General features: G+C 44.4%; 17 protein-coding genes. 6 read left to right on the plus strand and 11 right to left on the minus strand.

The genetic code is table 11. The features are described 5' to 3' along the window. The first annotated feature begins 412 nt into the window (after nt 1-412). From KP80_RS08330 to KP80_RS08345, 4 genes are all read left to right on the plus strand, one after another. Complete coding sequence (locus KP80_RS08330) at nt 413-1582, plus strand: capsule biosynthesis protein (protein ID WP_156315621.1); 1170 nt, start codon at nt 413-415, stop codon at nt 1580-1582. Nucleotides 1583-1613: 31 nt separating this feature from the next. Further along, a complete protein-coding gene (locus tag KP80_RS08335; RefSeq protein ID WP_052283163.1) occupies nt 1614-3284 on the plus strand; it encodes a polysaccharide biosynthesis/export family protein in 1671 nt (556 codons plus the stop codon). Between the two features lie 61 nt (nt 3285-3345). After that, nucleotides 3346-5367 (plus strand): capsular polysaccharide biosynthesis protein, encoded by a 2022-nt coding sequence (locus tag KP80_RS08340; protein ID WP_052283165.1) that lies wholly within the window; start codon nt 3346-3348, stop codon nt 5365-5367. Nucleotides 5368-5385: 18 nt separating this feature from the next. Continuing rightward, a complete protein-coding gene (locus KP80_RS08345; protein WP_052283167.1) occupies nt 5386-6633 on the plus strand; it encodes a capsule biosynthesis protein in 1248 nt (415 codons plus the stop codon). A gap of 84 nt (nt 6634-6717) precedes the next feature. Here KP80_RS08345 and KP80_RS08350 read toward each other — a convergent pair whose 3' ends face one another. From KP80_RS08350 to serB, 8 genes are all read right to left on the minus strand, one after another. Beyond that, nucleotides 6718-7992, minus strand: a complete 1275-nt coding sequence (locus KP80_RS08350) for a hypothetical protein (RefSeq protein ID WP_052283169.1) — start codon at nt 7990-7992, stop codon at nt 6718-6720. A gap of 54 nt (nt 7993-8046) precedes the next feature. Continuing rightward, a complete protein-coding gene (locus KP80_RS08355) occupies nt 8047-11859 on the minus strand; it encodes a CDP-glycerol glycerophosphotransferase family protein (RefSeq protein ID WP_052283171.1) in 3813 nt (1270 codons plus the stop codon). Continuing rightward, complete coding sequence (locus KP80_RS08360) at nt 11856-12980, minus strand: stealth family protein (protein WP_052283173.1); 1125 nt, start codon at nt 12978-12980, stop codon at nt 11856-11858. Before KP80_RS08360 ends, KP80_RS08355 begins: the two co-directional genes overlap by 4 nt. A gap of 41 nt (nt 12981-13021) precedes the next feature. Next, a complete protein-coding gene (locus tag KP80_RS08365; protein WP_052283175.1) occupies nt 13022-13693 on the minus strand; it encodes an ABC transporter ATP-binding protein in 672 nt (223 codons plus the stop codon). Further along, nucleotides 13690-14466 (minus strand): ABC transporter permease, encoded by a 777-nt coding sequence (locus KP80_RS08370; protein ID WP_052283176.1) that lies wholly within the window; start codon nt 14464-14466, stop codon nt 13690-13692. The genes KP80_RS08365 and KP80_RS08370 overlap by 4 nt, the downstream gene beginning before the upstream one ends. A gap of 469 nt (nt 14467-14935) precedes the next feature. Continuing rightward, nucleotides 14936-16162 (minus strand): multifunctional transcriptional regulator/nicotinamide-nucleotide adenylyltransferase/ribosylnicotinamide kinase NadR, encoded by a 1227-nt coding sequence (gene nadR, locus KP80_RS08375; RefSeq protein ID WP_052283179.1) that lies wholly within the window; start codon nt 16160-16162, stop codon nt 14936-14938. 113 nt (nt 16163-16275) lie between these two features. After that, complete coding sequence (gene radA, locus KP80_RS08380) at nt 16276-17664, minus strand: DNA repair protein RadA (RefSeq protein ID WP_052283181.1); 1389 nt, start codon at nt 17662-17664, stop codon at nt 16276-16278. A 10-nt stretch (nt 17665-17674) separates the two neighbouring features. Beyond that, on the minus strand, nt 17675-18646 hold the full coding sequence (gene serB / locus KP80_RS08385) for a phosphoserine phosphatase (protein WP_052283182.1): 972 nt from the start codon (nt 18644-18646) through the stop codon (nt 17675-17677). A 104-nt stretch (nt 18647-18750) separates the two neighbouring features. On the opposite strand from serB, the gene KP80_RS08390 reads away from it, so the two are divergent. Both KP80_RS08390 and lplA read left to right on the plus strand, forming a co-directional pair. Next, nucleotides 18751-19383 (plus strand): YtjB family periplasmic protein, encoded by a 633-nt coding sequence (locus KP80_RS08390; protein ID WP_052283184.1) that lies wholly within the window; start codon nt 18751-18753, stop codon nt 19381-19383. A gap of 18 nt (nt 19384-19401) precedes the next feature. Further along, the gene (gene lplA, locus KP80_RS08395) at nt 19402-20418 is read left to right on the plus strand and encodes a lipoate--protein ligase LplA (protein WP_052283186.1); all 1017 of its coding nucleotides are present in this window, start codon (nt 19402-19404) and stop codon (nt 20416-20418) included. A gap of 87 nt (nt 20419-20505) precedes the next feature. Here the strand turns inward: lplA and deoD are convergent, their stop codons facing one another. From deoD to deoA, 3 genes are all read right to left on the minus strand, one after another. Continuing rightward, nucleotides 20506-21225 carry a purine-nucleoside phosphorylase gene (gene deoD / locus KP80_RS08400; RefSeq protein ID WP_035894565.1) on the minus strand — a complete coding sequence of 240 codons (720 nt, stop codon included), beginning with the start codon at nt 21223-21225 and terminating at the stop codon, nt 20506-20508. Between the two features lie 153 nt (nt 21226-21378). Continuing rightward, nucleotides 21379-22602: a phosphopentomutase gene (gene deoB, locus KP80_RS08405; RefSeq protein ID WP_052283187.1), complete on the minus strand. Its 1224-nt coding sequence runs from the start codon at nt 22600-22602 to the stop codon at nt 21379-21381. Between the two features lie 52 nt (nt 22603-22654). Next, nucleotides 22655-23977, minus strand: a complete 1323-nt coding sequence (gene deoA / locus KP80_RS08410) for a thymidine phosphorylase (protein WP_052283188.1) — start codon at nt 23975-23977, stop codon at nt 22655-22657. Nucleotides 23978-24032 lie beyond the last annotated feature (55 nt).

Genomic DNA, 24032 nt, shown 5'->3' on the forward strand with positions numbered 1-24032 from the left:
TCCAGCAATATTTAATGAAACTTGAAGTATAAATTAAGTTATTCATAAAAACGTTCAATGCCGCCATCTCTCTATAAAAAAACGCTTTTTATGAAGGTAACCATAACCTACGATAATAAAATAAAGATAAGGCAAACCCGTAATATATAATCACTATTGTGGTGACTTACTGGCTGTGCTAAAAAATGCCGGATGAGTTCAGGGCCAGAACCCATTCTTTAAAATTATCCATAAATAAAATACATTGGATAAAACTATAATCAAAAATATCATAAAGGAATGAGATGTTTGATTACAGCAAACATCGTGCGTTATATGAGATGAATAAAATAAATAAATGGAGTGGATAACCCCCACCAAACAGCAGACCTATTTATTCATTTAATAAATTCAACGAAAAATCCAATAACCCATGAAAATCAATAAAGTGCTGTTTAGTCGTTTTATTGCCAGAGAAAAAAAGCTGGCTCGTACAGTCGTAAAAAAATGTCGGCAAATCGATATCCAGCGCCATTTATGGAAAGCCATTATTGCAGCGCCAATGTGCCTGCTGATTATCTACCTCGCGATTTTCAGCCAGCCTCGTTATGTCAGTGAGTCAAAAGTCGCCGTCAAGCGCCCCAACGATCTCGACAGTTCAAGCCTAAACTTCGGTCTGCTGTTAGGTGCATCCAATCCATCCTCTGCAGAAGACTCTCTGTATCTGAAAGAGTACATCAACTCACCGGATATGCAGCAGGCGTTAGATAAAAAACTCAATTTTCATCAATCATTTAGCCAAAGCGGCTGGGATTTCCTATACCACCTTCCGGCCAATATTACCGCTGAACAATATCTCGAATACTACCGCTCACGCCTGACCGTCGATTATGATGAAAAAACCGGGCTGCTATCAATCCAGACGCAGGGTTTTACGCCAGCGTTTGCCCAGGAGTTTAATCAAGCGGTGTTGAAAGAGTCCGAGCGTTTTATCAACGAATTGTCCCATAAAATTGCCCGTGAACAGATGCAGTTTGCCGAAGAGCAGCTACAGGAAACCAAAGCCCGCCTGAACACCAGTAAAAACCAGCTGCTGGCATATCAAAACAGCAATAACGTGCTCGATCCAGCAGCTTCTGCTGAAGCGGCGACGTCATTAGTTAACACGCTCATTGCCAAAAAAATTGAGATGGAAGCGGACCTGCGCAACCTGATGACTTATCTACGTGAGGACGCCCCTCAAGTTGTCAGCAGTAAAAATGCGATTAAGTCCTTACAGGCACAGATTGACGTTGAGCAAAATAAAATTACCGCACCGGACGGTAAAAAACTCAACAGTATGGCCGCGGATTTTGAGGACCTGAAAACGACAGTGAAATTCGACACCGATTTGTATTCCCTGGCATTACAAGCTATCGAAAAAACGCGACTCGAAAGCGCCAGGAAATTAAAAACGTTGTCTGTAATTAGTTCGCCACAGCTACCACAGGAATCCCGATTCCCCAACGTACCGTATTTATTAGCCAGTTGGTTATTGGTGTGTTGTCTGCTCTTTGGCACGGCAAAACTATTGATCGCCATTATTGAAGATCACAAAGACTGATTAACCGCCAATATCATTAACAGAGCCTATTATGAAATTAGTCAAAACGCTTCTTATATTGAGTTTCCTACAATCCTGCCAGGCGCTGGCAGTGGGGATTACCGCCGATCCTGAACTCACCGGAGCGGCCGGATTACCACAGATACTGGCGGCAAAAACTCAGAGCACAAATAACAATGGCTTCGATGATACACCAGCCCCGATGCCTGCCCAGCCGCTGAGCAGAATGTTCGGCGCCCAGTTGTTCAATGGCACCACGGCCGATAGTGGGAGCAGCATTGGTTTTAACCCGAGCTATATCATTGGACTGGGCGACACCATCCAGATTCGCCTTTGGGGTGCCTTTAATTTTGACGGCGCGCTGGCCGTTGACCCTAAAGGCAATATTTTCGTCCCCAACGTTGGTCCGCTCAAAGTGACCGGTGTCAGTAACGGCCAGCTTAATAGTCTGGTGACAGCCAAAATTAAGGAAGTTTATCAATCTAACGTCAACGTTTATGCCTCTTTGCTACAGGCACAGCCGGTAAAAGTGTTCGTCACGGGCTATGTCAGAAACCCAGGCCTGTACGGTGGTGTAGCTTCCGATTCTCTACTGTCTTATCTGAGTAAAGCGGGCGGCGTTGATAGCGATCGCGGCAGCTACGTTGATATCACCGTGAAGCGCGGAAAGAGCGTGCGTTCACACGTTAACTTGTATGATTTCCTGCTCAACGGTTCACTGAATCTGTCGCAGTTCTCTGACGGCGATACTATCGTCGTTGGTCCTCGCCAGTACACTTTTAGCGTTGAAGGCGATGTCTATAACAGCTATGACTTTGAGTTTCATGACGGCAGTATTCCGGTAGCAGAAGCACTGGAATGGTCACGGCCTAAACCGGGTGCGACGCACTTTACCATCATACGCCAGCAAGGGGCGATGAAGCGGACCGAATACTATCCGTTGAGCAGTGCATCGGGAAAAATGCTGCAGGATGGCGATAAGCTGATTATCAGCTCTGACCGCTATGCCGGTACTATCCAGGTACGTATTGAAGGCGCCCATTCCGGCGAACATGCAGTGGTACTGCCATATGGTTCAACGATGAAGCAAGTGCTGGCACAGTTAAAACCCAATAGCATGTCGCAACTTAGCAGCATCCAGCTATACCGCCACTCGGTCGCCGTTCGCCAGAAAGAGATGCTCAATACCTCGTTGCAGAAACTGGAAGAAGCTTCCCTTTCCTCACAATCATCCACTCAGGAAGAGGCTCGTCTGCGCGTTCAGGAAGCCCAGCTAGTGAGTCGGTTCGTCGCTAAAGCACGCAACGTGGCACCTAAAGGACAGGTCGTGCTTAACGAAAATAATCTCGACAGCGTGATTCTGGAAGATGGCGACGTGATTACTATCCCAGAGAAAACGTCGCTGGTAATGATTCACGGTTCCGTGCTGTTCCCCAACGTAATCTCCTGGGATAAGAAATTGGATGTGGATGATTACATTGAAAAATGTGGTGGTTTAACGCAGAAATCAGGGCAATCCAAAATTATCGTCATTCATCAGGATGGCTCGGCAGTGGATGCCGACGACGTAGATGATGTTATCCCAGGTGATGAAATCATGGTGCTGCCGAAGTACGAAACCAAGAATTTGGAGGTGACGCGCGGTATCTCTACCATTCTTTATCAAATGGCGGTGGCGGCAAAAGTCATTCTGGAACTGTAAAAACGATGGCGTGGCGGAGAAATCCGCCACCAACAACACACCAACACGGAAGCCGTTCAGGATGATAGGCATCTACTCTTCGGGTATCTGGCAGATCCCGCACCTTCAGAGTTTCTTAGGCAAAGCATGCTGCAAACTGTCGTCTTTAGCGGCTATTTCTGACGACGTGGATGCTATTGCCGTCTGGGGGGAACGCCCCTCGGCCCAGCGTCCCATTGAGCGCGCAATAAAATGCGGGCGACCGGTCCTGCGTCTGGAAGACGGTTTCACACGTTCGTTAGGCCTGGGTGTGAACGGCACGCCTCCATTAAGCATGATCGTTGACGATCTTGGGATTTACTACGATGCCAGTCGCCCCAGCCGCTTAGAAATGTTAATCAAACAGGAAGCTGAGACACCGACCTTGCAGCAGGAAGCGCAACGTGCAGCCGCATTCATTGTTGAAAATGACATATCAAAATACAACCATGCCCCTACTTTCAACGAAACCCATCATACTGATGTCGTGTTAGTGGTAGATCAAACCTACGGCGATGTATCCGTCACACTAGGCGGAGCAACAGAAATGCAGTTTGCGGCGATGCTTTCTTGTGCAAAAAAAGAACATCCTCAAAGTGAGATTTGGATAAAAACACACCCAGATGTGCTGACAGGTAAAAAGAGCGGTTACTTTGACTCGCTAACCACTGACCCGCGCATTCGACTAATTACTAAAGATTTCAGCCCGCAATCTCTGCTTCGCCAGGTGTCCCATGTTTATACCGTGACATCGCAATACGGCATTGAAGCATTAATGGCGGGTAAAAAGGTCGTTTGTTTTGGCTTGCCTTGGTATGCAGGATGGGGGCTCACCGATGACAGGCATCCACTGGCAACCGAGTTAGCCGCCCGGCGCCGACGCGCGCCTCTGAGCGCACTGGTCGCTGCGGCCTGGCTGCAATATACCCATTATATCGACCCCTATACGGGACAGCCTGGTACATTATTCGATGTTCTGGACTATATCCACATGCATCGCCAGCATCTACTTGCACGTTGCGGTCATCTCTGGGCCCCAGGAATGACGCTGTGGAAAAGCAGCATCGTGAAACCCTTCTTGAAAACGTCTGGCAATAGTATCGATTTCTCGCACAAAGGCCGAGATGCCAGCACCTGCATAGTATGGGGAATCAAAGATGAGCTGCGCTGGCGCCAGAAAGCCTCTCAATTAGATATTCCAGTTTGGCGAATGGAGGATGGCTTCCTGCGATCGTCTGGTCTAGGTTCCGATTTACTTCCCCCCCTTTCACTCGTTCTGGATAAAACCGGAATTTACTATGATGCTAGCCGACCAAGCGATCTCGAAAACTCACTCATCTATTCAGAGTTAACAACGGAGCAGCAGCGACGGGCAGAGGCATTACAACAGAATCTTATCGCTAACAAACTGAGTAAGTATAACCTCGGAGCGAGCTGGAAAATCTCCGCCGACGTAGAAAGCCGGCGCAAGATTTTGGTCACCGGACAGGTAGAGAACGATGCGTCCATAGCCCGTGGAACAACAAGCATCAATACCAATCTGATGTTGTTACAAACCGTCCGGGAACGCTATCCGGACGCATTCATTATCTATAAACCACACCCAGACGTTCTCGTGGGTAATCGCCCGGGTCATATCTCTGTTCAGGACATGAATACTCTCGCTAATTGTGTCGCAGTGGATGCGGATATTATCGAATGCATACAGCAAGCTGATGAAATTCATACCATGACTTCACAGTCAGGTTTTGAAGCGCTGATGCATGGAAAAAAAGTCTTTTGCTACGGTATGCCCTTCTATGCTGGCTGGGGGCTTACTACGGATGAATATACCTGTGAACGCCGCAACCGACGTCTTTCCATTACCGACCTGGTGTATCAAACCCTCATTAGCTACCCAACTTACATTCACCCAGATTCTAAGCAATGCATTCCACCTGAAATGGCCATGGACTGGTTGCTTGCGCAAAAAAAGCAGGACATTGGGATCAGACGTGGCCCGGGGCAGTATTTGCAGCGGCAAGGCCGAAAACTACAGATGCTACTTAAGGCGATGAAGAAGTAATATCGAGAGGGATTCGCTATGAACAGCAATACGATCAATACGCTACTATCAGGGAAACGATACCTGCTATTGCAGGGGCCGATGGGGCCGTTCTTCAACGATATGGCGGAATGGCTAGAGTCTCAAGGACGTGAAGCCGTAAACGTCGTGTTCAACGCAGGTGATCGCTTTTACTGCAGAAAACGGCAGTATCTGACATACACGCAAACCCCAAAAGAGTTCCCCCATTGGTTAAAAGAGACCTGGCAGCAATATCCTTTTGATACCATCCTGTGCTTCGGTGACTGCCGCTTGCTACACCAAGCCGCAAAGCGCTGGGCGCATGCTAAAGGAGTGCGCTTTTTAGCATTTGAAGAAGGATATTTACGCCCACATTTTATTACCCTGGAAAGCGGCGGCGTAAACGCCTATTCCTCACTACCCAGAGATCCCGATTTCTATCGTCATCTGCCCGCTCTACCTGAGCTTGAGGTACACAGTTTAAAACCCTCAACCAAACTGCGTATCTGGCATGCTATGTGGTATTACTTTGTGAGCTGGCATCATCAGGATCAGTTCCCTCAATATCGTCACCACAAGGTTTTTTCACCATGGTATGAAGCCAAATGTTGGATCCGTGCCGGCTGGCGTAAGCAGTGGTATCGCTACAAGGAAAGACACGTTATGGGCCGTCTGCAAACCGCGCTGGATCAACGTTATTTTTTGGCAATTCTACAGGTTTATAACGACAGCCAAATTCGCAACCATAGCCCTTATAAGGATGTTCGTAACTACATAAATGATGTGATGTTTTCGTTTTCTAAAAAGGCATCACCAACGGACTATCTTGTGTTCAAACACCATCCAATGGATCGTGGGCATCGTCTGTATGGACCGCTCATTAGAAAATTAGGCAAACAGTATGGCGTTGGGGACCGAGTGATTTATGTACACGATCTACCAATGCCAAAAATGCTGTCACATGCCAGGGCTGTCATTACGATTAACAGTACTGCTGGAATATCTGCGCTGATCCACAACAAGCCGCTAAAAGTGATGGGGCAGGCTCTTTATGACATCAAGGGCTTAACCTATCAGGGGCATCTGAATCAGTATTGGGGGGCTAATTTTAAACCTGATGAGAGATTGTTTAAGAAATTCAGTATATATCTTCGGATGAATACACAGATTAATGCAGTATTCTATGGAAGGAAGTCACCTGAAATAATCAGATATCAGGTGACTCACCAGGAAAAATTGACGGAAGGGAAGTGGTTTTTACAGTGAGGAACAAGAGGCGAAATTTATGATCTAGCTCATGTGCGTCAGCGTAATAATAATTTACAACGCCGAGAAAAACCATATTACTCTTTAGTGATCTGAGTTTAGAGTGGAGCTAACAATCACATCTGAATCATTCACTTGTACACTTTGGTTTAGAGGGTAAACAAACTCACTAAAATCAAAATAAACATGCAACCTCATATTATACGAACCAACTGAAATGTGTTTTATAATATCGAACCCCTTTTGCCAATATATACACACTGCTTTATCAAACTTTTTATTTAGCGAGACCGAGTAGCTACAATCTAAATTATAAAATTCAATTTCCGCATAAATCTTCCCAAGCATTGACTCCTCTTTAAAGGCCCCTAACAATCTTGATGCGCACAACTTATTGTTCACAAAAACAAATCGCATATCTATATTTTTTTTATAAACAGCATCCCTTCCTGATACTATTTGTATAACTTTCGAGAATTGCCGTTTAACAAACTCCATCGCAGAACCTGAGTGGGGCATATCTTTAAGCATAACAACATTAAGACCACTGAATGACTTCATGGGGATTCCCCTGGAAGCATCGAAATCATTCTCTGCAAAAGAATATGTTACGTTTTTATTTATTAATTCAGGAAGGGTTTTAATATAATTATAATAGAGCCTTGCATTTTCACCTAAGCTATATCTCATTAACGGATTTTGTGGTAGGTAATTATATAAATCAAGCTGAGGTATATCCAAAAAAAATTTTGAGAAGGGGAATTCATCTATATAATCAATAGCAATAGACGCACCTTTAGAGTTCCCATAAAAAATCAAATCCATCGGTGCAAGATTATATTTCAACATCAACGCAGAGATTAATTCCCTTACAATACTTTTAATTTTAAATCCATTTTTAGTTTCATACATGTAATTACCATAAACACTCTCCTTGTCCTGAAAAGCAAGTATAAGCACATCATGTAATCTTGATTGAAGAGAAGTCATTGCGCTTAATCGATAATTAATATTATCAAAATTGCTAACCCCTGGAAAAGTTATCAAACATTTTTTTGGGTTAGTAATATTTCCTGTCAATGAGTAAAAAACAGGCTCACCTTCTAAAAAAAACTCTTGGATTTTATGTTTATTATCAAACGCAATCTGATCTGGATGATAAATTTTATACGGCAAAATATCCAATGATACATGCTCAGTATTTCCAACCAATTCAACTTTATCTCCTTCTTTTATTGGGAGGTTTGTGAACCATTTTTCTTTACGGCCAGAAATAGGCACCTCAATATTATTTATTACTAACTTTGATTTGACTGAATTTAAAGAATTATCAAACTTTATATTTGCATACAGTGACATAAAACCCCTCAATATGAACCGTGAAATATTAATTACTTAATCTTAAAGAACAAATCAACAGGTAAGGACTTTTCTTGTATCTTCATTAGCCCAAATTCTAGCAGTTGCAAGTCTGCTCTTCATTTCATGATCAACTATAGGCAGCTTTAGTAGGCAAGCCTGTTGGAAACAGGCCACCGCGGTTTCATATTCACCATAAGACATAGCCAATTCTCCAAATAATTCAAGACTTTTACTCGACAACTTAGAAACATTAATCCTTTTAAAATAATCATAGGATTCCTTAGTGAAATTATCTGAACACAATCTGTATAAATAATCCTCAATAATCCTCACTGGAATAGTTTCAAAACATTCATCAATAAACAACTTTACTTTTTGTAGATCTTTATCAATATACAAAAAATATTTTAAAACGTCTAATCTATAATTCTCTTTTAATAATGATGGTGATAAAAACAAGAATGCAAAGTCATCTATATTTTTTATTTTTAAATGAGCCCCCCTCATACTAAAAAAATAACATGAAGCAAATAGTGGAATAGATGTCCTCCCTTGAAGAATACTTGACAAACCAATATATTTTTGAATTACACTCCATTTGTTAAGTTTATAAAGAGATCGTAAATAGATAAATTTAACAAGAATATTTTGTTTATCTAGCATAGAGAGCTTAGGATAGTCTCTTATTATATACTCCGGATGTCCAGATAACTCAAAAACTCTATACATCAAAATTGTATGGTTTATTACAACAAAATCAAAAGAAGATATATTCTCGGAAATATAATTAACTGCGGACATTGGATTTTCATTATAAAGTTGTAAAAACACCTCATCGCATTCACGCAAAAAATTGTTATTTGTAATTTTATTTAAAGAACAACCTTCTGAAAAGAATAAGTTATAATAGAATCCTTCTATATCGTTATCTTGTAAGGTAATAACGCCATCAGACTCCATAAGGATATTTTTCACCAAATTTATTTGAGATCTTAACTTTAATGACTGATCTATAGGTAATTTAGAAGCCAATTGGATAAATTCTATTGCTCTATCAATATAGCCAAGATGTGTAAGCACATCGATATAGTTGACTATATATTTATTATCAATTTTTTCAAATTGCTCCTCACCATCTTTTTCAGAGAAAATTGAAGAATACCGTCGGTTAGCAATAATCATATTTTGAGCTTCATAAGCTTTCAATGCCCATTCAGCTGTTTTAGCTCTTCCAGACACATAATCAGAATCAGAAAAGACACTATCACTCAACTCTTTCTTATCGAGAGATTCAATTGCAGCCACTGTTCTTTCACAACAGAGTCCATCTCTATATGGAAAGAATACATTTGCTTTCAAAGCATAACTTGAATGCATAATGCAATTATTAGCTATCGTTTTTATAATGAAATCTACAACCTCATATTCATCATTATAAACAGGCCCGAAACCATTTTCTCGATAACTGTAATACCCTTTGTTATAATGACCTTTATTAAAGAAATCATCCTCATCAAACTGATAATAGCATACAGGTTTATTAAGATATGCCATTTCAAAAGCAACTGAAGAATAGTCCGTAATCATTATGCTAGCACGTAAAAAAAGCTCCTGAATACTTCCACTTGAATGACTTAACACCGTCACATGTTCTGGAAGAGTATATTTATCCAGATATGGTTGTATATTCGCATGAGGGAAAAAAATAATTTTATATCCTGAAGATTCTGCAGCGTATTTTAACTTATCATTTGATAGAAAATTATACCACGTCGTAGCATATTCACTTTCAACGAAATCTGGAAGCAACTCACGTTCAGTCCCTGAAATAACCTTTCCTAGTAATGATGGCCTCCATGTCGGCATTACCAGAATGATTTTCTCACTTTCAATTTCAGAATTTATTAACGCATCATGCCGTGGTAATCCAGTAAGAGCCACTTCCTTAGGAGTGAATTTATAAGGGCTCATATCATCTACTATTGATTTATATTCACCAATTGCCGATGTTACAAATAAATCAAATTTTTTCCAATCAGGTTTAAATAATGCTGACTGATCATTATGTATAACACCATGCTGAAGAAAGATAAATTTCTTCCATGTCATGCGTTTATCTTTGAAGTAATCTGTTGCAAACTGCGCAGCATGTGAGCTAATCACCCGAGAGCATGATTCTAATGCTTTTTCATGCTCAGCCTCACCAAAAGCGAGCAGTTTAAAACCTTCATCGCTTAGTCTCTGCCAGTCATGGGATTCCTTTTGTAGTACAAACCATGCAGGAATATCTGGTCGGGTATTATGTACGTACCGATATAGATGCTCAGCATTATCATCAGCTTGATTGTCACGATCCATGAATATCCAAGCATCGCGATATATTGAAGATGGTTTAAATTTTGGCTTAAGATTAATATGTTGTCTTTTAATAAGAACTGGTGTAATTGAATTAACAACTTTCTTATCCAATCCTCGCATCTTAATTAAACGATTATTTAATTTTATAGATAATGGTTTGGATATAACATCACTGCTTGCGCTTAACCAGGCGACACGTTCAACAAAAAACACCTCTCCGAATAGATTGTGTGAAATGTTTTTATCAATGCACGGGATGATATCTTTACTCCCAATAATAAAACATTCTGTCAATAACGATGATGTATAATATCTAAGCATAAACATATTTTTATCTATATCATACTGAAGGATATCGACAGCGTTGCTAATTCGTTCTTTCCCAATGATATTTAGGCAGCCAACTTTAAACTGTTCAGCGCATGAAATATTGAATTTATTAATAACTTCCTTACCAATTAATTGCATTGTTTCTTTAAATGACTCAAGGAATTTATTTTTTTCATCATTTGATAGATTATCTAACAAAGACTGATTGACAAGACCTTTTTTTATGTATTTTAAAAGCATATAGAAAAGTGAACGTCTCAAGAAATCTTGCCACTTTTTTGCTCCTGGAATATTTAATTTAAACTTATCACCAAGTAAAATAAAATACTCAGTAAATAAAACAGGCTCACTCCAACTATTTTCCTTGAATGGGTTTGATATATTTTCCTCATGAACTAGATATTTTGACTTTGTAGAAATAGTTATTCTCCTGGTTTCTGGAAGGCTTCTAAAAATGTCAAAGAAAAGGCCAATACCATCAAATTTTAAAGTATAAAACCCTCCTTGCTTGCGCAATATTGCCTTCAGAACACCAGATGGAAACAAGCACCCATAAATAGAATCAACAGCCATCTGCTCAGGTAACATATTATCTACAGATAACTTAGAATGTAATGCTGTAATAGGATTAAAATTACGGCCAACTTCGCTGTTAGAATTAGCAGTCAACACAGCAGAACAGATAATCGACCCTCTTCTTACTTTTTTAGAATCCGACAATAAAAAATCATCAGTTGCCTTAAAGAAAGTCATATCGAGGAAATCATCTCCCCATATAAAAAGAGTATAGTTTTGTTGTAATGATGAGGTAAATGATAAATACCCTAGTTCTTCTTTGACAGAAAACACTTTCACATTTTCATTTAAAGAACTTATATACACAGTCTGTTCTTCATTTACACCTAAATCGAGTATTGTTACATTTATATTTTCAAAGTCCAAGTCCTGTTGCTCATAGATAGAAGACATACAACGTTCTAGATTTGATACTTTCTCATTCACTACAACAACAATTTCATACGAATACCGTGTTTTTGTTTTCGCAGCATTTTTCTTGACATCATTTAGACCATGCTCCGCAATGTTTTTCTTTTGAACAACTATTTTTCTTTTAGACAGCATGTCACTAAAAAAAAGTTTAGGCTCTCTAATTAATTTCTTTAACTTTTTGTTCATTTATTACAAATTCCATTAGTTGTATATGAATTATCTGCCTTGAAATAACTTTCTAAAGTTGTTATCAATAGTATTTGATAATTATCAATTGCTTCTTTTTCCGTATGAAAATCGTTAGCACAAAATGAATGTGGTTGACATCCATTATGTAATGCATTGATTAGTGCCCTATAGCTGTCTATTGCAGAGTTAGACCTAATATTAAAGTAATAGCAAATGTCTCTCGCTAAAACAGCCTGGCCTTCTAAATATGCCAACCATGGAACAAGATAAGTAGCTAGATTTAAATCATAGTTTGTTCTAAATCGATTAGATAAAAAACCAAGTATTTCTTTCGCATAAATATCCCAAGCTAAAGTAAACATGCTCTTTTTCAAAGGTATATATGTATGTACTAAAGAACCACCAATTGGCACATCATAATCAGCATTCAACAATACTCTTGAGCTAATAGATGCAGATAACGTTGGTGTATCCACACCTCTTTGTTTTAGCACATCTAAATCTTTTGAAGATATAAAAAGTGATGCAATACCATTACTTTTAAAGAAATGAGAGGCCGTTAATGGACGAGCTGCAAAAACATCATCATTGAAATATATAAAATTCTCTGACAATCCTTCGATTTTATGCAAATGCGCCTCAATGACATGAGAGTTAAACGTTGGAAGAAAAGCTTCATCAATAATATCGTGATGATCGACAACTTTAATTTTACTCGATAAATAAAGAACATCTGGAATCTGATTATCGGTTACAATAAAAATATTCCTTACCCATGGCATATTAATTAGAACACTTTTTATTGAATAAAATATCTCATTGTGATTGTCAAACCTTGCTTTATCAGTCGAATATCTACCTAACCGCTCTTTATTTTTTACATTATAATTATTAATTTTCTCAAGCCATTTTATATCATTGTTATCCACCCATGTATACACCACATCTACTGGGAAATTGGTAGATAACTTACTCTCTATAACTATATCATGATCAATAAGCACTCTCTCTTCATGTAATGGACACCGTATTTCATTCCTAATTATCGGGTGTCTTTTCATTAAATAATCGCGAAAAAAAAGACCAGGGGTTCGTACTAACTTAAATAATTTCTTCATCATCCACCTTGATTATATTTAATGCGTAATACACGATATAATCAAACTATACCAAACTCTTCAAACCTATATTTTTTTATAGCATCTATGACCGTATCGAAATATGTCACATTATTATCACGATCGAAAAACAATGCAGCATCACAATGTTCAACTAATGAGTGAAAACTGTGTGACACCATTAATATATTTGATTGCCTACCACGTTCCTTAAATATATCAGAGCATTTTTTTTTGAATTTTTCATCTCCAACAGCGGTAACTTCATCCACTAAGTAATAATCAAATTCAAATGCCATACTTAGCCCAAAACCAAGTCTTGATCGCATTCCGGAAGAATATGTGTTGATTGGCATATCAAAGTATTTATCTAACTCAGAAAACTCTTCGACAAAATCAACAACATCAGAAACACGGGCTTCCTTAGCATAAACCCGAGCAACAAACTTTACATTATCTCGGCCTGAAAGGCTTCCCTGAAACCCACCAGATAAACCTACAGGCCATGAAATTTTTTTATTAGTTATAACTTTTCCTCGATCAGGCTTATCTATACCGCCGATAATTCTTAGTAATGTAGATTTTCCTGCTCCATTTCTGCCTACTAAGGCTATGCTCTTATGTTCCGGAAGAACAATGCTTACATCCTTAAATACATACTTCCGACCATGTGGAGTTTTATAACTTTTCGTTAAACCTTCAATCTCTATCATGATGTGAGCATTGCCTCTTCCTGAAATTCATACAATACAATTCCTATAAAAAATGTAAGTAATGAACTAAATGCCAAGTACCACATACTGACGCCAGCACTTGAATATCCTGCAACAACAGACTCTCTGCTTATCTCAACGGCATGAACTATTGGATTAATTAAAATATACTTCCTATACTCCTCTGGAATAGAGTGCAATGGAAACATAATGCATGAAATGAAATAAAGTGGTTTCAATAGAATAGGAAGAAATTTTTCAGTCTCCCTAAATGTTTTGCCTATCACCATAAAAATAGTACCTACTCCACACGCAAAAATGATAATGCAAAACCATGCCATAACGAGATCTATAATCTGATTCACCTCATATTCCTCACCAAGCAAACCAACCAATGCCATCAAAAATATATATACCGAAACATAGATGAAACTCTCAAGAATAGCTCTTGCAAATATAGTATCGATTGGTTTTACTGGTTTATAGTTGAATAAACCTGAGTTTGCATCGATTGCTTTTATTGACCGGTTACTTATATTCGTAAATATGAAGTATGGTATCAGTCCATTTAATATAAAAACGGGAAAAGATATATCCGGCATTGTTTTCTTCATAATGTAACCGAATATTGTTAAAAGAATTAAAAGATGAGCAGCCGGCTCCAACACCGCCCACAAATATCCCAATCTATACTTTCCAAAGCGCGTTTTTATTTCACGCATGAATAATGCTTTGATAACCGCCTTCTGTACTTCTAAGCCGCTCCTCGCCATACAACCTCAATCTGTCACTTTATTTTTGGCACGCTACCGCCCATGGCTTATAGCTACCAGAATGCTAACGGTGAAAACATATATTTTTGGGAAATGATTAAAGAGAGAGATGCAAATATATTAAATGCCTGAATATATTTTTCAGCTATCGGAGAGGCCCGAAACATCACTCCATTGAACATTTCAGAAGGCACTTATGCCTTGCTGTATTGTACTCAATCTCGTGTTATTTCGCAGTCTATGTGATTTAGTTAAATTAAAAACGGGTTTAAATTTATCTTATAATTGATAGGAATTCATTAGAATCAATATAAAAAAGATATAAATACACTCTACGGGTATATTTATATATATCTATTATTAAAATATATTCATAATAAACAATACAATGAATGGATATAATTCAAAATAACGCTCGATTTTATATTATATATAAAGGGCTTTTTCATCAGAAAAGCCCTTCATTTAATCAGTCGCCCATTAACTCTTTCACCAATTCGACGCAGCGCAAGAAGCGTGAGTCATAATCCGACTCTTCAACGTGGACAAAATCAATGTTGTTCTTCTCGAGCATTGAGACCAACAACGTTTGGAACTCCTTCCGGTCTACTGAGCTACCGAGGCTACGCAAACCATCAGCCACCCATGGTGTATTGTTTTCCAGCAGAATGACCAGATCGAAACGATATTCATCGATCAACGCCTGCACAAAGGGATGTTCACGTCCTTCATACTTCTTACAAAACGCTTGAGTACTAACAAAATCAGTATCAATAAATGCCACTTTGTTAGCATACTTCACCGCAAAATCGATGTACTGCGCGTGGCCAAGGGCAATTTTATCGTAGTCTGAATACTGAAGTGCCATCTCATCACCGCCCAGGTGAGAGAAAACATAGTCGCGCCCATATTCCCACGCACTGGTGGTATTGAAGATATTCGCCAGCTTATTCACCAGCGTTGATTTCCCGCTCGACTCGCCGCCGAGGATTGCCACTGTACGCACAAAAAAGGGCTTAACTTCAGTTGGTATATAATCCCAATAGCGGAAAGGATTTTCACGTATCTGCGCACCGCTGATATTCATGAAGGTACGTTTCGGGTCCACCAGCACGGTTTCAATTCCCAGATGTTCGAGATATTGCGGCGCATCGGACTCTTCGGAGGTATAAATCCAGTTAGGCTGAATGCCCTTCTCCTCCATGAAGTTTTTTATCCCCGCGCTCCATACGTCCCAACCATGCGGATACGGTTCCATCCCTTCTTCATTAAAAGCATGGATACGAATATTTTTTTGATATTTGAAAGTCTGTAAAAGCCAGCGTAGGCGATCGGGCACCGTTGGCTGCTGAGACATCGCACTCTCTTCAAACAGTGCGCGATCGCGAGTGTCATCATAACCCATGATGATATGTAACTCGTCCACCTGACTGCAGGCGCGCTGAATAAGATAGATATGCCCCGTATGCAGGGGATAAAACTTCCCAAAGACCACGCCGATATTTTTTTGCTGGCGTGGGAATTCCAGATTGAGAAAACGGTGTAACGCTTCCAGCTTTTGCGCGCTGGGGCTTTTAATTTTGGCATTCAAAAGCTGGCTTAAATAGCCCTTGGTCATGCCGCTCGCGTCAGCGACCTGCTGTAAGGTGCAGCCTTTCTGACGGATTGCGGTTTTAAGATAGTCAAACGATGACACAAGAGCCTCCTGCAAAAATTGGGATAAACCATATACCCATTATACAAAAAACCCGGAAGTCCTCACCGCACTATCCGGGCCAATATGTCCGACAATATTGAGTAACGTCGTATCTATGAATATAAATCGTCAAAAACACCGAGTGCGTCAGACAGTTTTTTCACGCCAAACACCTGCATCCCTTCCGGGAGTTTCTTGGGTACGTTTGCTGCAGGGACAATCGCGCGGCGAAAACCGTGCTTCGCCGCTTCTGATATACGCTCCTGGCCACTCGGCACAGGACGAATCTCACCGGCCAACCCGACTTCACCAAATACCACCAGATCGTGTGGAAGTGGTCTATCGCGCAGACTAGAAACCATCGCTAAAAGCAACGCAAGATCGGCGCTGGTCTCCGTCACCTTCACGCCGCCGACGACGTTAACAAACACGTCCTGATCGGACATCTGCAGGCCACCATGACGATGCAGTACCGCCAGCAGAATCGCCAGACGATTCTGCTCAAGCCCCACGGCAACACGCCTTGGGTTCGCCATCATCGATTGATCCACCAGCGCCTGAATCTCAACCAGCAGCGGCCGCGTGCCTTCCCAAACCACCATCACCGAACTACCGGAGGTGACTTCATCACCACGGCTTAGGAAAATAGCGGATGGATTGCTAACCTCACGCAGGCCCTGCTCGGTCATGGCAAACACGCCCAGTTCATTCACCGCACCAAAACGGTTCTTATGGCTTCGCAGGGTACGGAAACGTGAATCGGCGTCGCCATCAAGCAGAACTGAACAGTCGATACAGTGTTCCAGCACCTTTGGGCCGGCCAGAGAACCATCTTTCGTCACATGGCCAACCATCACAATAGCCACACCGCGGGTTTTGGCAAAGCGCGTGAGATATGCCGCAGTCTCGCGCACCTGCGCAACGCTGCCCGGCGACGACTGGATATCCGCCATGTGCATCACCTGGATGGAGTCGATAACCATCAGCTTCGGCTGCTCTTCCTCAGCAATCAGGCAAATTTGTTCAATGCTGGTTTCCGAGAGCATATTCAAATTAGCGGTCGGCAAGCCCAGGCGATGCGCGCGCATGGCCACCTGCTGCAGCGACTCTTCCCCGGTGACATACAGCGTTTTCATCTGTTCAGCCAGTTTGCACAAGGTTTGCAGTAGCAGCGTCGATTTCCCGGCTCCCGGGTTACCGCCAATCAGAATCGCGCTACCAGGCACCACACCGCCGCCCAATACGCGATCGAACTCTTTAAAGCCGGTAGAAAAGCGCGGCAGTGCCTCCAGGCTAATGTCGGACAACTTCTGGACTTTTGCGACGCCCGCATTTCCCGCATAACCACTTAAGCGCTCATTACGTGCGACCGTTGGAGAAGCCGCAACGCGCACTTCGGTGATGGTATTCCACGCCTGGCAGGCGCTGCACTGCCCCTGCCAGCGAGGGTAATCCGCACCGCATTCATTACAGACAAATGCGCGTTTAGGAGCTTTCGCCACGTTAACCTCTTTATTTCTGATTCAGGCTGCCGGAGAGGATACAGAATACCCCCATCAAGTCAGCATGACGGATAGTGACTTCCGTCTGTTCATTCACTTTTGGTTTGGCATGATACGCAATACCCAACCCGGCCGTTTTGATCATCGGCAGATCGTTGGCACCATCACCGATAGCCACCGTCTGCGCATGGTTGATTTCATGTTTTTCAGCCAGCTCGAGCAGCGTTTTGGCTTTGTACTGCGCATCGACAATATCGCCCACCACTTCTCCCGTTAACTTGCCGTCGCGAATACCCAGTTCATTGGCAACCGCCGCAGTCAAACGCAGCTTGTCGCGCAGGTATTCAGCAAAGAAGGTGAAGCCGCCGGACGCAATGGCCACTTTCCAGCCCAGCGTTTCGAGTTTTAACACCAACTGGGTTAAGCCGGGCATTAATGGCAACGTGTCGCGTACCTGACGCAGAATATTAGCGTCAGCATCCTTCAGCGTCGCAACGCGTTGGCGCAGGCTGGCACTAAAATCCAGTTCGCCTCGCATCGCGCGTTCGGTCACTTCAGAAACCAGCTCCCCGGTTCCGGCAAGTTTGGCAATCTCATCGATACATTCGATCTGGATCGCCGTGGAATCCATATCCATCACTAGCAGACCCGGCGTACGGAGATGAGGAATTTTCCCCAGCGGGGCGACATCCAACGTGGCCTCATGTGCCAAGCGTGTCGCTCGCGGGGTTAATGAACCCGCCAGACGAATCACCTGATAGTCTTCAACGCACCAGGCTGCTACGATCACCATAGCCGCACCCAGTTTTCGCTGATAAGTTGTCAGGCGATCCTTATTGAGGCCACGGCCATACAGCAGCCAGCCGCTGCGTCCGGCGTGATAATCCAGCGGCATCACTTCATCACCGCTAAGCGAAAGCGGCAACCCAGGCCACAAGGAGACATCTTCAGGCAGGTCGCACCAGGTCAAACTGTTTGGCATTACAGCTCCAATCTTCTCTATTAAGCCCAGGAAAATAACGCATGAGGCTACCTTGTAACCAACGCTTCTGGCAACATTAAGCTGTAAATTTTCAAAGGTGGAATATGGTTCGCGCAAAACTGAAATTTCGACTGCATCGCACCGCGATTGTTCTGATATGTCTCGCCCTGCTGGTCGCTTTGATGCAGGGAGCCTCCTGGTTCAGTCAACAAAGCCAAAAACAGCGAAATCCTCAGCTCGAAGAACTCGCCAGAACGCTGGCCTATCAGGTTTCGCTGAACCTGGCCCCCATGATGAAAAGCGAAACGCCGGACGAGAAAAAAATTGGCAATTTACTCAAACAACTTACCGTTAAAAGCCGCATTCTCGATGCTGGCGTTTATGATGAACAAGGCGATCTGATCGCCCGCGCCGGTGAACAGGTCGATCTCCGCGATCGCCTTGCGCTCGATGGTAAAAAGGCCGGTAGTTACTTCAATCAGCAGATCGTCGAACCTATTCAAGGGAAGAATGGTCCGCTGGGCTATCTACGCCTGACGCTGGATACCCATACCATCGCCACCGAATCCGGGCAGGTGGATAACACCACCAACATTTTACGCCTGATGCTACTGCTATCGCTGGCGATTGGCGTCGTGCTGGCCCGCACCCTGCTGCGCGGTAAACGCACCCGCTGGCAGCAGTCACCGTTCCTGCTCACCGCCAATAAGCCGGTGCAGGACGAAGATAAAGATTAATCAGAAAAGGAAATCGCTATGCCAACGCTGCGCCTGCTGCTTTCAGATTCTCACGATCCGTGGTTTAACCTCGCCGTTGAGGAGTGCATTTTTCGCCAGATGCCTGCCACTCAGCGGGTACTCTTCCTGTGGCGTAATGCCGATACGGTGGTTATCGGTCGGGCACAGAATCCGTGGAAAGAGTGTAATACCCGGCGTATGGAAGAAGATAACGTTCGTCTGGCGCGCCGGAGCAGCGGCGGTGGCGCGGTATTCCACGATCTGGGGAATACCTGCTTCACCTTTATGGCCGGTAAGCCGGAGTATGACAAAACCATCTCCACGGCTATCGTGCTAGAGGCGTTGAATTCGCTGGGGATCACCGCAGAGGCTTCCGGGCGTAACGATCTGATCGTCAAAACCGATGAGGGAGACCGCAAAGTTTCGGGTTCGGCCTATCGAGAAACCAAAGATCGCGGCTTTCATCACGGCACGCTGCTGCTCAATGCCGACCTTAGCCGTTTGGCCAACTACTTGAATCCGGATAAGAAAAAGCTACAGGCCAAGGGAATTACTTCCGTGCGTGGCCGCGTGGCGAACCTGGTTGAGCTGCTGCCAAATATTACCCATGAACAAATTTGTGAAGCCGTGACTGAAGCCTTCTTTCAGCATTACGGTGAGCGCGTCGAAGCAGAGATTATCTCTCCCGATAAAGCCCCCGACCTGCCCAACTTTGCCGAAACCTTTGCTCGGCAGAGCAGCTGGGAGTGGAACTTCGGTCAGGCGCCCGCCTTTTCACATCTGCTGGATGAGCGTTTTACCTGGGGCGGCGTAGAGCTGCATTTCGATGTTGAGAAAGGTCTAATCACCCGCACGCAGGTATTTACCGATAGCCTGAACCCTGCGCCGCTGGAAGCGCTTGCTGAGCGTTTACAAGGCTGTCAGTACCGTTCAGACGTGCTGCAGAAAACCTGCGAAGCGTTGATTGATGATTTTCCGGAACAGGAAAGCGAGCTGCGGGAACTGTCGATGTGGATTGCGGGGGCTGTGCGCTAATAAATTGCCGGAGAGCGATAACGCCTTCTCCGGCAATATTCATACCTGTAAACCCGGTGAGCATCGCACCACCGGGTACAACAATGTTTACGCTTTATCGCCCAGCAGAACGGATTCCAGCGCAATTTTGATCATATCGTTGAACGTGGTCTGACGCTCAGCGGCAGTGGTCTGCTCGTGGGTACGGATATGGTCAGACACGGTACAGATGGTCAGCGCTTTCGCACCGAACTCAGCCGCAACGCCGTAGATACCGGCCGCTTCCATTTCCACACCCAGGATGCCGTATTTTTCCATTACGTCGAACATGGTTGGATCCGGCGTATAGAACAGATCGGCGGAGAAGATGTTACCGACGCGAGCGTCAACGCCCAGCGCTTTCGCCGCATCAACGGCGTCACGCACCATGCCGAAGTCCGCGATAGCCGCAAAATCGTGATCTTTAAAACGCAGGCGGTTCACTTTGGAATCGGTGCAAGCCCCCATACCGATAACCACGTCGCGCAGTTTTACGTCAGCGCGTACAGCGCCACAAGAACCCACACGGATGATTTTTTTCACGCCAAAATCGGTGATCAGCTCTTTCGTGTAGATAGAGCAGGATGGGATACCCATACCGTGGCCCATCACAGAAATTTTACGGCCTTTATAGGTACCGGTAAAACCTAACATGCCGCGAACGTTGTTTACTTCACGGACATCTTCGAGGAAAGTCTCAGCAATGTGCTTAGCACGCAGCGGGTCGCCTGGCATCAAAACTACGTCAGCGAAATCACCCATTTCTGCGTTAATGTGTGGAGTGGCCATCGTTTTATCCTTATTAAAATTGAGAAGAATACCCTCAGGATTTCGCGTTGTAAGAAGGCGACGAATTCGTGAATCCCCGGGAGCATAGATAAACTATGTGACCGGGGTGAGCGAATGAAGCCAACGTATCAACAGCGCGAAAGACAACGGGTATCACAGCATATTTTTACCGTACGCCATTGGAGAGGTACCGAAGTAGCTCGCCAGCGTCTGGCCGATATCCGCGAAGGTTTCACGGTGGCCTAAAGAGCCCGGTTTTACTTTTGGACCATACACCAGCACAGGAATGTGCTCACGGGTGTGGTCGGTACCCGTCCAGCTTGGGTCACAGCCGTGGTCAGCGGTCAGGATCAGAATGTCATCCTCACCTACCAGTTCCATCAGCTCAGGCAAACGGCGGTCGAACAACTCAAGACCGGCCGCATAGCCCGCGATATCGCGGCGGTGGCCCCAGGAAGAGTCGAAATCAACGAAGTTGGTGAAGACAATGGTCTCATCACCGGCTTCTTTCATCTCTTTGATGGTGGCGTCAAACAGCGCGTCCAGGCCCGTCGCTTTCACTTTCTTCGTGATACCGCAGTTGGCATAGATATCGGCAATTTTCCCGACAGAAACGACGTGTCCGTGTTTTTCATCCACCAGTTTCTGCAGAACGGTTGCTGCTGGCGGCTCAACGGCCAGATCGTGGCGGTTGCCGGTACGCTGGAAGTTACCCGCTTTATCACCTACAAACGGGCGCGCGATAACACGGCCAATGTTGTAGCCACCTTCAGTCAGCTCTTCACGGGCGATCTCGCACAGTTCGTAAAGTTTATCCAGACCATAGGTTTCTTCGTGGCAGGCAATCTGGAACACGGAGTCAGCGGAGGTATAGAAAATCGGCTTGCCGGTTTTCATATGCTCTTCGCCCAGTTCGTCCAGGATTACCGTACCGGAAGAGTGGCAGTTACCGAGGTAACCCGGCAGATTGGCACGCTTAACCAGTTTATCCAGCAGCTCCTGTGGGAAGCTGTTCTGATGGTCGCTGAAATAGCCCCAGTCAAACAGAACCGGTACACCGGCGATTTCCCAGTGACCTGATGGGGTGTCTTTACCGGAAGAGAGCTCGTGCGCCCAACCGTATGCACCAATAACGTCTGCGTTGCCGTCCATGCCGGCAGCAATTTTACCGGTTGAACCTTCATGCGCTTTCACCAGACCCAGACGAGTCAGGTTAGGCAAATTCAGCGGGCCCTTACGGCCTTTGTCAGCCTCGCCTTTGGCGCAGGCTTCCGCAATGTGGCCCATCGTATCTGCGCCAACATCACCAAAGCGGTCAGCGTCTTCCGTTGCACCAATCCCGAAGGAGTCCAGCACCATAATAAATGCACGTTTCATCTTGTTCTCCATACATCTTGCGCTGCAAAAAAGCGATCAGATCAGTATATAACTATTCGGTGATGCGACGATAGACGGTCGGCGTAATTTCAGGCGCTTTGTCGTCCAGTTTAATTGCCGCTTTGACGGCTTTCGCCGCGTCCTGCCAGCTGGCTTCGTCTTTCGCGTGGATGACCGCCAGCGGACGTTGCCCATCAACGCTGTCGCCCAGACGCGCCATGTCGGTGAAGCCGACGCTGTAATCAATGGTGTCAGATGCCTGACGACGACCGCCACCCATCGAAACCACTGCCATTCCCAGTGCACGGGTGTCCATTGCACTCACAAAACCTTCGGTATCAGCATAGACGGCTTTGCTAAGCATCGCCGTTGGCAGATATTTCGCATAATTTTCAACGAAATCGGTCGGGCCTTTCTGTGCCGCGACCATACGGCCGAAGATGTCAGCCGCCTTGCCGTTATCCAGTACTGCCTGTAATTTAGCGCGCGCTTCAGCGTCATCTTTCGCCAGATTACCGGAGATCAGCATTTCCACACACAGCGCCATCGTGACGTCGAACAGTCGTGGGTTACGGTATTCGCCGGTCAGGAACTGGACCGCTTCGCGAACTTCAACCGCGTTACCCGCGCTGGATGCCAGAACCTGATTCATATCGGTCAGCAAGGCGGTGGTACGCACACCCGCGCCGTTAGACACGCCGACGATGGCTTCTGCCAATGCGGCCGACAGTTCGTAGGTTGGCATAAAGGCGCCGCTGCCTACTTTCACGTCCATCACCAGCGCATCCAGGCCTTCAGCCAGTTTCTTCGCCAGAATAGAGGCGGTAATCAATGGAATGGAGTCTACGGTCGCGGTGATATCACGAGTGGCATAAAAACGTTTATCCGCCGGTGCCAGCGAGCTGGTTTGCCCAATAATCGCCACACCCACGTCTTTAATAATTTCGCGGAAACGGTTGTCGTCCGGGAAGATGTCGAAGCCGGGGATAGCTTCCAGTTTGTCGAGCGTTCCGCCGGTATGGCCAAGGCCGCGACCGGAGATCATCGGAATATAGCCGCCGCAGGCAGCCACCATTGGGCCAAGCATCAGTGAAGTAACGTCACCGACACCGCCGGTGGAATGCTTATCGACAATCGGGCCGTTCAGATTAAGGCTCTTCCAGTCAAGGACGGTGCCCGAATCCCGCATCGCCATGGTCAGCGAGACACGCTCCGGCATGCTCATATCATGGAAGAAAATGGTCATCGCCAGGGCTGCAATTTGCCCTTCAGAGATGGTGTTATCGCGAATACCGTTGATAAAGAAACGAATTTCCTCATCACTCAGTGCCTGACCATCACGTTTTTTACGAATAATTTCTTGAGCGAGAAACAAGGTACCCTCCTATGAAGTTAATAGCGAGGCTGGGGTGTAAACCCTCATCCTGGTC

The organism is Kluyvera genomosp. 1 (assembly GCF_001266615.1).
Classification (GTDB): Bacteria; Pseudomonadota; Gammaproteobacteria; order Enterobacterales; family Enterobacteriaceae; genus Kluyvera; species Kluyvera cryocrescens_A.